At 58.3% G+C, this 13483-nt stretch carries 11 protein-coding genes; 3 read left to right on the top strand and 8 right to left on the bottom strand.

All coding sequences use genetic code 11. The features are described from left to right. Positions 1–4: 4 nt before the first annotated feature. Positions 5–1210 carry an efflux RND transporter periplasmic adaptor subunit gene (locus tag JK199_RS01415; protein ID WP_212373244.1) on the bottom strand — a complete coding sequence of 402 codons (1206 nt, stop codon included), beginning with the start codon at positions 1208–1210 and terminating at the stop codon, positions 5–7. Between the two features lie 50 nt (positions 1211–1260). Further along, on the bottom strand, positions 1261–2709 hold the full coding sequence (locus tag JK199_RS01410) for a TolC family protein (RefSeq protein ID WP_212373242.1): 1449 nt from the start codon (positions 2707–2709) through the stop codon (positions 1261–1263). A gap of 236 nt (positions 2710–2945) precedes the next feature. On the opposite strand from JK199_RS01410, the gene JK199_RS01405 reads away from it, so the two are divergent. Continuing rightward, positions 2946–3278: a DMT family transporter gene (locus JK199_RS01405; RefSeq protein ID WP_086654950.1), complete on the top strand. Its 333-nt coding sequence runs from the start codon at positions 2946–2948 to the stop codon at positions 3276–3278. Positions 3279–3355: 77 nt separating this feature from the next. Here JK199_RS01405 and JK199_RS01400 read toward each other — a convergent pair whose 3' ends face one another. Genes JK199_RS01400 through JK199_RS01390 form a run of 3 tightly spaced genes read right to left on the bottom strand, consistent with a single transcriptional unit; the run spans position 3356 to position 5144 of the window. After that, positions 3356–4141, bottom strand: coding sequence for a GIN domain-containing protein (locus JK199_RS01400; protein ID WP_212373238.1), 786 nt, complete (start codon positions 4139–4141; stop codon positions 3356–3358). Positions 4142–4167: 26 nt separating this feature from the next. Further along, positions 4168–4740, bottom strand: a complete 573-nt coding sequence (locus tag JK199_RS01395) for a DUF1700 domain-containing protein (protein WP_212373230.1) — start codon at positions 4738–4740, stop codon at positions 4168–4170. Continuing rightward, positions 4737–5144 carry a PadR family transcriptional regulator gene (locus JK199_RS01390; RefSeq protein ID WP_212373228.1) on the bottom strand — a complete coding sequence of 136 codons (408 nt, stop codon included), beginning with the start codon at positions 5142–5144 and terminating at the stop codon, positions 4737–4739. Before JK199_RS01390 ends, JK199_RS01395 begins: the two co-directional genes overlap by 4 nt. A 246-nt stretch (positions 5145–5390) precedes the next feature. Here JK199_RS01390 and JK199_RS01385 point away from each other — a divergent pair, with 246 nt between their 5' ends. After that, the gene (locus JK199_RS01385) at positions 5391–9434 is read left to right on the top strand and encodes an amino acid adenylation domain-containing protein (protein ID WP_342356268.1); all 4044 of its coding nucleotides are present in this window, start codon (positions 5391–5393) and stop codon (positions 9432–9434) included. Here JK199_RS01385 and JK199_RS01380 read toward each other — a convergent pair. After that, positions 9403–10653, bottom strand: coding sequence for a glycosyltransferase (locus JK199_RS01380; RefSeq protein WP_212373226.1), 1251 nt, complete (start codon positions 10651–10653; stop codon positions 9403–9405). The genes JK199_RS01385 and JK199_RS01380 overlap by 32 nt on opposite strands. A 231-nt stretch (positions 10654–10884) precedes the next feature. Further along, on the bottom strand, positions 10885–11526 hold the full coding sequence (locus JK199_RS01375; RefSeq protein WP_212373224.1) for a LysE/ArgO family amino acid transporter: 642 nt from the start codon (positions 11524–11526) through the stop codon (positions 10885–10887). 72 nt (positions 11527–11598) lie between these two features. On the opposite strand from JK199_RS01375, the gene JK199_RS01370 reads away from it, so the two are divergent. Further along, the gene (locus JK199_RS01370) at positions 11599–12504 is read left to right on the top strand and encodes a LysR family transcriptional regulator ArgP (RefSeq protein WP_212373222.1); all 906 of its coding nucleotides are present in this window, start codon (positions 11599–11601) and stop codon (positions 12502–12504) included. A gap of 12 nt (positions 12505–12516) precedes the next feature. On the opposite strand, the gene JK199_RS01365 is transcribed toward JK199_RS01370, so the two are convergent. Next, a complete protein-coding gene (locus JK199_RS01365; protein WP_212373220.1) occupies positions 12517–13482 on the bottom strand; it encodes a GlxA family transcriptional regulator in 966 nt (321 codons plus the stop codon). Between the last annotated feature and the right edge of the window lies 1 nt (position 13483).

Here is a 13483-nt window from a genome sequence, read left to right as displayed (position 1 = left end):
AGGTTCAGTCCGCATCCATACCGGGCAGGATCACCATGGCTTTGAGAGCCAGACTGCCATCGCTCACAACCTGATCCCCCTGTTTCAGCCCCGACAGAACAAGAGTTGTGTCATTGTCTTCCATCCCGGTGCGGACAGGTGTGGGCTGAAAATGCTCCGGGGCTGTCTGCACAAAAACGACTGTCTGGCCGCCAATGTTCTGAATTGCCTGTGCCGGTACAAGCAGGCCTGTTCCTGTCTGCGTTGTTTGCAGAAGGCTGTTCAGCATCATGCCGGGGCGTAAATGTCCTGCCGGGTTGGCAACGCGGCTCAGCACACGCACCAGCCCGGTTGCCGGGTCTGCGGCAGTCTCAATGGTCGCAATGGTGGACTGCAGGGCCGGAGAAGACGGGGCATTACCCGCGGGTGGGAGGAATGTCTCCTGCCTGCCGCCGGGCACCAGCATCTGCGCATCCTGTGGCGGCACATCGGACACAACCCAGACATGGGCCGTGTCACTCACTGTCAGCAGGGGCTGAGGGGGCACGACATCAGCCGCGACCGCCGTTTCAACCTGCGTGATCGTGCCGTCTACCGGGGAAATGATGGTCGAGGTTTCATCCTCTCCATGTTGTTCCGTGGGAGAGGTGTATTCTTCCTGTAAGCGGTGGGCCAGCACACCCAGTTCAGCCTCATGGGTTGCAACCGCGTTTTGTGTTTCTTTCAGCACGGCCAGCCGTCTGCGCATTTCTCCAACAGAGACCGTCGTGCCTGCCAGCGCACGGGCGCGGTCATACGCGGCCGAGGCATTGGCCTGATCCGCTCTGGCGGCGGCAAGGGCGGCGCGTGTCTGCGCATCCTGCAGGCGGGCCAGATGGAGTGTGTGGTTCTGATAAGTCAAGAGCGGTTGACCGGTTTTTACATTCTGCCCCGGAAGCACCAGCACAGACAGCACTTTCCCGTCCCCTGCTGTATGGAGGGTGACGGTGCGCGTTGTATCCGGCAGAACGCGGGCCATGGCAGGCACACTATGCGCCAGTGTGCCCCGTGTGACCGGGACCACGCGCAGCCCCTCATTCCGGACTGCTTCGGCGGACAGGGTCAGGGGAGTGAGGGTGGCCTCTTCAGCCTGCGCACTGATAGGCAGGGCCGGAACACTCAGAAAAGCGACAGCAAGAGACGTGATGATCAGGGCTGCGGGTTTTTCAAAAATAACTCTGGCTTTTTGCATGGAGGCTCTGCAGGACAAGGCATGAAAAGAAGAGGGCTGAGTCTGTCTGCTCATGGCATCGGCCCGCCGCTGCTGCGGGAAGCGGACACCATTTCAGGGATACGCAGTGCTTCCCCCGGTTGCCGGGTGTGGGGCATGTCCGGCTCATGCAGGGTTTCGTTCTCTGCCGAGGCAGGACCGGTTAACGGTCCGGGCTGGGTGGGGCGTGGTGTGGGTGTTTGTTCCAGTCCCGGCACCGCGCCTGCCGCAATCAGGGCGCGGAGAATGGCGCTATGCCAGAGGATTTCCGCGCGGTCTCTCACCAGATCAGCCATATAGGCGGCCTGCCGTGCCCGGAGGGCATCATCCAGAGAATTTTCCTGCAATTTCCATGACCGTTCCAGCAAATCGGCCCGGCGGTCCAGTTGCTGTGCGGCGGTCTGAGCACTTTGCCGGGCCGCAGAGGCAGCGGCCAGACGCGCACGAATTTGCGCCAGTTCCTGCCGCACCATCCGGCGGGCCAGTGTTTCCTGCGTTTCCGCCGCCGCCAGCCGGTTGCGCGCTTCCGCCAGCAGGGGGGCATTATGCACGGCACTGGGCAGAGGCATGGTGAAGTTGACACCAACGCGGTTATCCCACGGGCTGCCATATTGTTTTTCATGAATGGCGCCCACACCAATCTCCGGGTTGGGCATAAAGGAGCGTCGTGCCAGCAGCAGATCCGCACGGGCTGCGGCACTCTCTTTCTGCGCCGCCCGCACTCGCGGGTCATTGTCTTCCACCGTATGCGCAACCAGTTTTTCTTCTGCACTTCCGGGTACAGAAAATGCCAGAAGGTCAGGCACAACCGGCGTGCCGAGCAAGGCAACCAGTCCGGCGTCTGCGGTCTGCGCTTCCTCCTGCGCCATGGCGGCATCCGTCCGGGCGGTAGCAAGGGCGGCTTCCGCCATTTGCTGGTCTGCCTGCGTTGTTTCCCCCACACGGGTTGCGCGCGCCACCGTGGTGTTCAGCCGGGCTGCGGCAGATGCAAGGGCCTGAGTGGTTGCAACACGCCTGCGGGCCAGCAGAGCCGCCGCAGAGGCATCCAGCAGGCGAACCGCCAGTGCCATATGCTCGGCACTGCTGCGTTCGGCAGCGGCTTCTGCATCGGCACGGGCCATTTTCCGGGTGGCATTGCCTTGCCCCGGTAGCCAGAGCGGCACACTCACGCCCCCTTCATACGTGGTGTAGCCGAGGTTGGAGCCTACGGCATGGTCATCAAAATACGAACCGGAGAGGGATGGCCCTCCCGCAAACCAGCTTCCGGCGGCTCTGGCGCGGGCCTCTGCCGAGCGGCGATTGGTGCCCAGTTCAGCCCGGCGCGGGTCCTGTGCCCAGGCGAGTGCGAGGGCATCGGGAAAGGAGAGGCGCTCACGCGGGGATGCGGTCTCACTGAAGGCGGCGGATGCGGTCTGAGCATAGACCGGGCGCAGAGTGCCGAGAGCTATCAGCAGAGTAAGGCAGCAGCGAGAGGCCTTCATCAGATATCCTACACCCCGGTCTGAACATGATGCGGCCCTCAACAGGCCCGGCACGGGCAGGCAGAGGACGCAGAAACGTATGAGAAGCCTGCATACAGCCCGAACCTGACAGGAAGCTGAACATAGAGTGCCTGCCTTTTCTCAGGCTTATGGTCTTGTCTGTCTCCCTTGTGGTCTGGCAGGGTCAGTCATGCGCGCGCTGCGCTGTATTCTGTCGTTGTCTGGTGAGGTCACACGTGCCCGGTAAACCGTATCTTTTTCTGGCGGTGGCCATTCTGGCTGAAGTGCTGGCAACGTCCTGCCTGACGGCATCGCATGGTTTTGAAAAGCGCCTGCCCGGTCTCATGAGTCTGGTCGGCTACGGGGTTGCGTTTTACTGTCTCTCGCTGCCCATCAAAACCATTCCTGTGGGTGTGGTCTACGCCATCTGGTCGGGCGTGGGGATTGTGCTGGTATCCCTGATCGGGGCGCTGGTTTTTAAACAGTCTCTGGACCTGCCCGCCCTTGCCGGAATTGCGCTGATCATGGCCGGGGTGCTGGTCATCAACCTGCTTTCAAAGTCCGTCTGAGGCGGGTCAGACAAAGAAACAGGCTGACACATCGTGCCAGCCTGTCTTGCCGTTATGATCCTTGCTGGTGGATTAGATCAGAAAGACAAATCCTTCCCGTCGTCCTCATCATCGTCCTTCTCCGTCTGAGGAATCTTTGTCGTGGGGGCTGGCTTTGCCGTATCATGCGGGAGAGAGACAGAGCCGATCCCGTCAATCTGCTGTGTCAAAGACTGCGGCGTGCTGGTCAGTTTGACCGAGCCTGCTCCGTCAATAGAGATTTTGACACGCCCTGTCGGTCCGGCTTTGACAGACCCTGCTCCATTCATAGACACATCAAGGTCAGACAATGTGAGGTCAGACAGAGTGACCGAGGCCGCACCGTCAATGTTCAGTTTGAGGCTGTCCGTGTGGCCATGGGCTTTTACACTGGCGGCCCCATTAATGGTGAGGTCAAGATGCGGCTGCTGGTAGTCCTGTAAATCAAGAGACCCAAAGCCATTCAGAACAATAGTGTTCAGGGCCGGAGCCGTTATCGTGATGGTCAGGGAACTGTTGTGCCACGCGCTATGCGGGCTTTTTGCAAGGTCCAGCGTGTTGTCCTGAAGCGTGACACGGTCCACCAGTCTTTCTGACCCGCTGACAATAATGCCCGGCTTGTCTCCCTGTTTATAAATAATACGGGCCGGGAGATTGAGGGTCAGGTGGTTGCTGCCCTGCCAGTCAATCGTGCGGGTTTTCTCAGGAGTGGAGGATACGCTTACATCCGTAAACGTAATGTCTTTGTTCCACAGAACGACCGGCCCGCGAGAGGCTGCGGTGCCAAAGCACAGGGCGGAGAGGGCTGCGCCCCCCAGTGCGATCATTGTAAGGCCACGGATCATGAGAGAAATTCCTTATAACAGACACATCAGGAGGGGTTGGCGCGGGCCAGCAGGCGGAAATGGGCACGGCCATACCGCACAAGCAGATTGATGGAGCCGATGGTAAACAGTGCGCACAGCGCCATCAGAGACGCGCCGCCACTGGCCATACCGAGGGTGATCAGCACGCCCTGAAACCAGTCTCCCTCAAAGCCGGGGATCATGTTGATCAGAGCAAGCGGGAGCAGGAGGCTGCCGGCCAGACAGACACAGATTCCCACGACAAAAAACGCAAGATCAACCGAGGCGATAGTCAGAAGCACAGGCCACACGACAAGAAGATCCAGCGCCACGAGCCCCAGAATCCCTATAATCGCGCCCAGCGCATTGCTCAGATTACGTTCGTCCTCCCACCGGCGGATGCCGGTTTCCGCCCGGACTTCCCGCGCCAGCCGGGCCGGGTCCCCCAGTGCGGCCGCAATGTCGGACTCAGAGCGGCCTGCTGCGCGGCCTTCATCAAAATGCGCGGTATATTCGGCGAGAATATCCTCAACAACAGAACGGGGCAGGCCTTTCAATCCTGCGCGTAGCTGGTTAAGGAACATCTGTCTGCTGTTCATGCCTGTGTGTTCCTTACGGTTTTCTGCACCGTCAGAGTGGTGGCGGGGGAGTGGGAGGTTTCGGGAGTCGTGGCGTGGGCTGTGTCATCAGCCCCCAGAATGGCGTGCACGGCTTTTGTAAATGCGGTCCATGCCGTGCGCTGGCTGTTCAGGCTCTGGCGACCATTTTCTGTCAGTGTGTAGTATTTGCGGGGCGGTCCTGAGGGGGATTCCACAAAATAGGTTGAAACAAGGCCATCTTTCTGCATCCGCCGCATGAGCGGATAAATGGTGCCTTCCCCCATTTCAATGGCGTCAGACAGGCGGCTGGCAATATCATAACCGTATGAGTCCGCCCTGGAGAGAAGGGCAAGAACACAGAGTTCCAGCACGCCTTTCTTGAACTGAACGAGGTTGGGTTCCACGGCTTTTCCTATTCTGCAAGCGTCTGTTCCGTGCGGTGTGCCGGGAGCAGGCGACTCGCTGCTAGCTGTCGATAGCTATTCAATACAGAATGGAACTGGTTATTGCAAGGTAGTGGTTGATCGAAAATTCATTCGTACCCTATCTTAAAAATTAGTATCGTTCTGTTAACGCAAAGCAAAGGGTTCTGACTGTAACCTCTGCCCGCAACTTTCTGCACATCCGGTCTGATTGTGTGAGGCAAAAACGTGTCTGGAATTCCGCTACCATTAACCACCGCCCAGCGTGGCGTCTGGATGGGCTGTCTTTTGCGGCGGCAGGAGGGGACGTTTAATGTTGCCGAGGCAATAGAAATCCACGGGCCGGTCAATCCCGCCCTGTTCCGGCAGGCACTGGTGCAGGTGGCGCAGGAGGCCGAGACAACGCGGGTCAGTATCCGCATGGGGGCCCGTAGCCCCGAGCAGGTTGTGCTTCCTGACCTGCGCTGCCCCTTACCCTTTGTGGATTTTGCAGACCAGCCAGACCCCCACGGCAGCGCGCAGGAGTGGATGATGCAGCGCGTCATGGCTCCGGTTGATCTGGAAAAAGATCCGCTCTGGTATTCAGCTCTTCTTAAACTTTCAGCAGAGCGGTTTGTCTGGTTTCATTGCTGTCATCATATTGCAATGGACGGGTTTTCTGGCGGGCTGGTTGTGGCGCGCGTGGCGGAACTCTATTCCGCACTGGTGGAAGGCCGCGCGCCCGCGCTCTCGCTCTCGCCGTTTCTTCCCCTCTCTCAGCTTGTGGCACAGGAGGCAGCCTATCGGGACAGCCCACGGCGGGAGGCCGATCTGGGTTACTGGCAGCAGACGTTACAGGACCCGCCTCCGGCAGCAACACTGTCCTCATCATTGCAAAGTGCAGAACAGGTTTCCGCGCAAGGCAGAAAACTGGGGTTCATCACCCGCAACTGGACCATTCCTTCTGCTATGGCAGCGCAGATGGAGCAGGTGGGTAAGCAGGCTGGTGCCACGCTGCCCCAGATGCTGACAGCGCTGCTTACCCTCTATTTGTTTCGTATTACCGGGCAAGAGGATCTTACCATCGGGATGCCCGTTACGGGGCGGACGGACCGGGAAATGCGGCGCGTGCCCGGCATGGCGGCTAACGCCGTGGTGTTGCGTTTTGGCCTTGGTTTGGAACAGGATTTTCCCAGTCTGGTTACACAGGTCCGCCGGGCTATGCGCGGTGCGCTCCGGCATCAGGGCTTTCGGTATGAAGATCTCCGGCGCATTCTTGGGTTTCACGATACTCAGGCGCATCTGTCACGGCTGGGTATCAATATTGAACCCTTTGATTACCATTTCTCCTTTGGCGGCCACCCGGCACGGAACCGGAACCTGAGCAATGGCGCGATGGAAGACCTGACGATTTTTGTGTTCGACCGGCAGGATGGTCAGGGTCTCTCCCTCGCATTTTATGCCAACCCGGATTTGTATGGAGAGGCGGATCTGGAGCGGCATCTGGCGCGCCTCGTGCGCATGATAGAGGCGGTGCTGAAAGACCCGGAGCAGGAGCTTGGGGCGTATCCTGTGTTGCTGGACTCTGAATATACGTCCTTGCTGGTGGATGAAGCCGATACCGTCCGGCGCTGGGGCAGGCAGGATTGCATGCGTGATCTCGCCCGCTATGCCGCAAGCACGCCACATGCGCCTGCTGTTGTAGATGCTCTGGGGACTGTCTCCTTTATAGAGCTTTCTCTCGCGGTGCAGCATCTGGCTGACAGGTTGCGGGAACTGGGGCTCGGGGCTGGCGATGTTCTTGCGCTGATGGTCCCGCGGGACCGGCGGCAGATCATTGGTATGCTGGCTGTTGCCTCGGTGGGGGCGGCATGGCTTTCGCTGGATATCAAAGGCCCACGGGAGCGCAATGCGACCATTATTGCAAACGCCAGCCCTGCACTGTTTCTGACAGAAGACGTTCTGCCAACAGGTTTGCCGGACGGTGCGGCCTCACTGGGGCTGACGCCTGAGGGGTTGCCCGCGAGCCAGCACGGTCAGCCAAAAGAGGCGAGGGCGGCTATTGTGCCGCACGGAACGGCGTATGTGATTTACACATCCGGCAGTACCGGAGCCCCTAAGGGCGTTATTATTTCCTGGCATAGCCTGACCAATCTGCTGTGTGGCATGCAGGAGGTTTTGTCTTTTGGCGCAGAGGAGTGCTGGCTTTCCGTAACGTCCGTCACTTTTGATATTTCCATTCTGGAACTGCTGTTGCCGCTTAAAGCAGGCGCCAGACTGCTGATTGCGCGGCGGGAAACAGTCATGGACCCCGCGTTAATGGCCGCAGTCCTTCAGCGTTATCATGTCACCATCATGCAGGCGACACCGACCTTATGGCAGATGCTGGTGGGGGCCGGGCAGGATGCCAGTCTGCGCAAGGTGCGTGTTCTGTCAGGGGGTGAACCGCTATCCAACGCGCTTGCGGGGCAACTGCTAGCCAGCGCGCGGGCGGTGTATAACGTGTATGGGCCGACGGAAACCACCATCTGGTCCAGCTTCCATGAGGTCACGGAACAGGATTGCCGGGAAGGCGCGTTAATCCCCGCAGGCAGGCCGCTGGCCAATACACAGTTTTACTGTCTCAATGCAGCAGGAGGCCTGATGGCGCCCGGTATGCCGGGGCAGCTTGCCATTGGGGGCGATGGCGTGGCATCGGGTTATTTACGCCAGTCTGATTTAACAAAACGTGTTTTTAAAGCAGATCCGTTTACCACACGTACCGGTGCCCGGCTGTATCTGACGGGGGACCGTGCTGTCCGGCAGCCCGATGGCACCCTCACGGTGCTGGGGCGCACGGACGGGCAGATTAAAATCCGCGGTGTGCGGGCAGAGCCTGCGGAAATTGAAGCCGCACTCCTGCAACTGCCCGGTATTGCACAGGCGGCCATCCGTGTGTGGGAGCGGTCTCACGGGCCGGTTCTGACGGCTTATCTTGTTGCCGCAGAGCAGGAAAAAGGAGCGTGGGAAAATGGCGTTGCGGACAACGTCATGACGAATGTGCGGGATTTTTTGCAAAGTCTGCTGCCTGCGCAGATGGTGCCGTCCTGCTTTGTCATGGTTGAAAATCTGCCGCTGACGGCCTCCGGCAAGCTGGACCGTAAAGCATTGCCAGCACCGGTGGCTGATGAATGTCCTGCTGTGGGTGGCCATCCGGAAACAGCCGAAGAACACCTTCTGACGGAAATATGGTCTGAGGCTCTTGGGGTTAAAACCATCGGTCTGAACGATAATTTTTTTGATCTTGGAGGCGATAGTCTGAGTGCTGTGCATGTTGTGACAGCCCTTGCCGAGCGGGGGTATGAGGTGCCGGTTTCAGCACTTTTCGGTGCGCCAACCATTGCACGGCTGGCACCGCTGCTGCATCAGGTCCAGCCAGAGGAGACGATCCTGCTGGAAACGCTTCTGCCTCTGCGTCTGGCGGCCAGCGCGGAGGGGGCAGGGCGGCCAATCTTCTGCATCCATCCCATTCTGGGGGTTTCCCTCAGTTTTGCGACGTTAGTCCCGTTTTTCCCGGAAAACAGGCCGGTTTATGCTTTGCAGGATGCAGGGTTGATGCTGGGTGAGTATGCGCCCCGAACCATGCAGGATCTGGCTGCGATTTATCTTGAACAGATCCGCGCCGTGCAGCCAGAGGGGCCCTATACGCTTGTCGGGTGGTCAATGGGCGGGCTGGTGGCGTATGCCCTGACCTCCCTCCTGCATGCGGAAGGGGAGGAGAGAGTCAGCCTTGTCATGCTGGATTCCTATCCCCTTCTTTCGGAAGGGAACCCCTCTTCTGCCCACATGACGGACGAAGACCTGATAGCGCAGGCTATTCCTATGCTCGGGATGGATTTTCCTGAAAACCAGCCTGATACGCTGGAAAACCTGGCAGACAGGGTGGTGGAAGATATGCTCCAGAGTGGCCTGACAATTCCGGCGGAGTTTGGGGACGTCGAGGTGCTCTGCGCACAATTCCGTTCTGTCGTGCGGCAAAATCTTCAGCTCATGCGGGCATGGATCCCGGAGCGGCTGAACGCGGACATGCTCTTTTTCCGGGCCACGCAGCGCGGTGCCGGGTTAGTCAGGGATGATCCTGCTATCTGGCAGTCCTATCTGGGCGGGAAACTGAGCGTGCAGGACCTGAACAGTACACATGCCTCCATGCTGGACAGTGACCATGCTCATGACGTGACCCAGTCTATCATGGTTTTTGAAAACAGGCCGATTATGAAGGCAACTAAATCAACCCCCAGTCCTTCATCTGACTAATGGCGCGCACCACGCCATTTTCCGCACGGACCTTCTGGCCGAGCGTCCGGGCGGCGTCCGTCATGGTCGGGTGAGTGGCCTGTTGCATGGCCTCTGCAAGCTGCTGTCCGGTGAGAGTCCGCATGTCCTGCGTCCGGGTTGCGACGCCAATACGCCCTAACTGCCAGCCCCAGAAAAACTGATCCCCCACGAAAGGCACAGGGACGGTTGGAATACCGGCCCGGACTGCGGCGGCAGACGTGCCAGCGCCACAGTGATGCACAGCCAGACGGACCTGCCGGAATAACCATTCATGCGGGATCGTGTCGATCACATGCAGGTCTGGCGTATTGTCCAGAAAACGCCGTAGGTTGGACCACCCGCTACTGACAAGCACGCGCAGACCACTGATCCGCGCAGCATCCCGCACGAGGTCAGCAAGGCGCTCGGCTTCGGCGCTTAACATACTCCCAAAGCCAATATAGACGGGTTTTTCTCCCGCTTTTAAAAATGCAGCAAGGTCAGAGGGGGGCTGATACTCTGCTGCCGGGGGGGTAACAAAGTAGCCCGGCATGGCAATCCGTGCAGGCCATTCCGGCTGACGCGGCACAACATGCTGACTGAACCCGTAGAGAATACGACCGCCTGTTGCGTGGGGATTATGCCATGGTCCACGCAGACCATAGGGAGAAAGCCCGAGAGACTGACGCACGGAATTGGCAATGGAGCGCGTCAGCACCCATGCGGTCTGCCTTAATGCTGCGTGGAGCAGGAGGTTTGCCGCGCCGGGCAACGGATGCGGGCGGAACCAGACCGGCGGCAAAGCCCGGCTGGCATCCAGTGGCTGGAGTTGTGTTTGCACAAAGGGCACACCCGCACGTTCTGCCAGACTGGCCGCAAGAAGGGTGACATTGCCAGACCCGATAAACAAACGAGCATTCCGGGCGGCGGCCAGACCCTGTTCCGGCCAGAACTGCGCCATACGTCGTGTTTCTTCCACCACTACGCGGGCCGCCGCAGCACCGCTCCGCCCGTCCAGTGCCTGTGGATGCGCGCGCATCATGCCCGCAAAATCTGCTGTTAAGGGGGCAAACTCCAGTCCGGCCTGCCTGATGGCTGGCGCGAAGTCCGGATCCGCCGCGAGACGCACCGCATGCCCCTCTGCTGTCAGCCCTGCACCCAGAGCAATATGAGGTCGGATATCTCCTTCCGTCCCCACGGTCATGATCACAATGGTCATCCGCACTCCGCTTACTGCTCAGTTATCTTACCTGTCGCGGCAGAATATCTGAAGGGCGTTTAGGATTTGTTTAAGACGACCAAAGAGTGAACACACGGAGTGTGACTGTGCTGAAAATGCGTGAGAGTTGGAGGCTGCTCTCTGGGTATTTATGGCATCGTCTGGCATAAATTACAGACCGTTACGTCTTATAAAAACAAGTGGTAACTTTGCAGAGGGAACCTTTTATTTTCAGGATATATGTAAAATACTCTGCCAGAACAGAAGCGCAGCCAGCAGGAGCATGATGCACCCGATCAGCAGATCCAGTATCTGCCATGCCCGGGGTCTGGCAAAAACGGGCTGGAGCAGGCGGGCACCATATCCCAGTGCGGCAAACCACAGAAAACTGGCAGAGGCTGCTCCGGCTGCAAAAAAGGGCCGGAGTGGGACAGGCTGTGTGGTGGAGGCTGTTCCCATCAATAAGACGGTATCCAGATACACATGCGGGTTTAACCAGGTAAAGGCTGCAACGGCTGCAAGCGCTTTCCCTAAGGGTGCGGATGGCGCCTGTGAGATGGTCATACTGTCCTGACGTCTGGCCTGTTGGAGGGCCCGTTGCAGCGATTTTACGCCATACCATGCCAGAAACAGGGTTCCGGCCAGAGCAAAGCCTGTGGAAAGGCCGGGAACAGCCTTCAGGAAAGTGCCCATTCCACTTACGCCTGCCGTAATCAGAAGAGCGTCGGAGAGTCCGCAAAACAGGACTATGGGTCCGACATATTCTTTCTTCACGCCCTGCCGCAGAACAAACAGATTTTGTGCGCCGATGGCCACAATCAGAGACGCAGACAGGGCAAAGCCCGCACAGAAGGGCAGAAGGTAGGAAATCATGGTGGCGTCATACCGAAGTCAGATCAGCAAAGAAAACTTGTTTTTCTAAGGGGAATAAAGAAAAACTTAATCATGCTGGATTATGCCGCTCTTACTGTTGTCAGTGCCGTTGTGCGGGAAGGCTCGTTTGAAGGGGCCGCGCGGGGTCTGGGCCTGACTGCCTCAGCCGTGTCCCAGCGTGTGCGAAGCTATGAGGAGCGCCTTGGTTCCTTACTGATCATCAGGGGCAGCCCCTGTCAGCCGACGGAACTGGGGCGCGCATTGTGCGCGCATGTTGATAAGGTGCGTCTGCTGGAAGCAGATCTTCCGCATAGATCCGATGGAACAGGAGCGGAAAGCCCACAGCCGGTCATTTTGAAAATTGCCGTGAATGCGGATAGTCTTGCCACGTGGTTTCCAGATGCAATGGCGTCTTTCACCCAGAAGACAGGTGTTTTTCTGCAACTGTCTGTGGAAGACGAAAGCCAGACAGCAGACCGACTGCGTTCAGGGGAGGTTATGGCCGCCATTACAGCCGAGACTGACCCGGTTATCGGTTGCAAAGTGCTCAGGCTTGGTCAAATGCGGTATGTGGCCTGCGCCAGCCCGGATTTTGTGGAACGGTTTTTTTCAGGCGGCTACACGCCACAGTCTTTTCAGGCAGCACCCTGTATCTGCTTTGACAGGCATGATGGCTTGCAAAGCCGCTGGCTTCAGAGAACGCAGGGGGCGTCTTTGCCGCCATCTGTCCATTACATCCCGTCTACTCAGGGGTTTCTTGATTTTATACTGGCAGGGGCAGGGTGGGGATTACAGCCGCTCTCTCTTGCGCAGACCTTCATAACGCAGGGGCGATTACTGCCTCTGGGGCCTGATCCTTTTATGGATGTTGACTTGTACTGGGTGTTTCCGAGGCTCAAAAGTAACATCATCAGAGACCTGACGCAGCATGTGGTGCGCTATTGTGAGGCAATGATTTATCTGGAACGCACGGCATGAGGCCCTTTTGCATTAAAGGCTTGGCCCAAAGCGTTTTCGATATTCAACAGGTGTAATGCCAAGATGGCGCTGGAAAGCACGGCGCAAGGTTCTGACAGCCCCAAATCCGGCCTCCGCAGCAATAATTTTGAGGGGGCTTCGGCCGCTTTCCAGAAGGCGGCGTGCGATTGCCAGCCGGGTCTGTTCGACCCATTGTGCGGGTGACAGACCTGTTTCCTGAGCAAAAAGCCGGGTTAATTGTCGGCGTTCCAGTTGCATCATCTCTGCCATGGTATCCACACTGTACTGGGCCGAAGGATGGTCCATAATCTGCCTTTGCAGGGATTGCAGAGCGGACCGTCCGGCGGGAGAGAGTTCTTTTTGCCGGCTATATTGCCTCTGGCCGCCGGGCCGTTTGTAAAAGAGAATAAGCTGCCGAGCGACATCCCGTGCAATCTTTTCCCCAAGATCTTCCCTGACCAGAGCAAGCGCCAGATCCAGCCCGGAAGAAACCCCGGCAGCAGTGCGCACCGGGCCATCTTCTTCCACAATGGAATCTGCATTGACCGTGATGGCGGGAAAGCGTTGCCGGACGGGCTCAACATCAGCCCAGTGTGTTGTAATGGTTCTGTTGTTCAGGAGCCCCGTGGCGGCCAGCGCAAACACGCCGCCACAAATTGACCCAAAGCGTCGTGCCTGTGGCGCAGTATCACAAAGCCATTGAATAAAATCTGGCGCGGGCAGGCTGTGTGCTGCATCCGGAGCGCCCGCAACCAGAAGTGTGTCGATGGAGAGGGTGTTGAGGTCTTTCAGGCAGTAGTCAGCCTGCACAACAAACCCGCATGAACTCCGGATGGATTTCTGGGGTGCAGCGATAACGCAACGATAAACCGGCTGACCGTGCAGGGTGTTGGCCTCGGCAAAAACATCTGCCGGGCCAGCAATATCCATTAACTGCACATTGTGATTGATAACAAAAACAACCAGAAGTTCCGTCATG

Source organism: Acetobacter persici, assembly GCF_018256955.1.
In the GTDB taxonomy this organism is placed as follows: Bacteria; Pseudomonadota; Alphaproteobacteria; order Acetobacterales; family Acetobacteraceae; genus Acetobacter; species Acetobacter persici.
The sequence above is the reverse complement of the archived record's forward strand: the minus strand, read 5'-3'. Positions and strand labels throughout refer to the sequence as shown.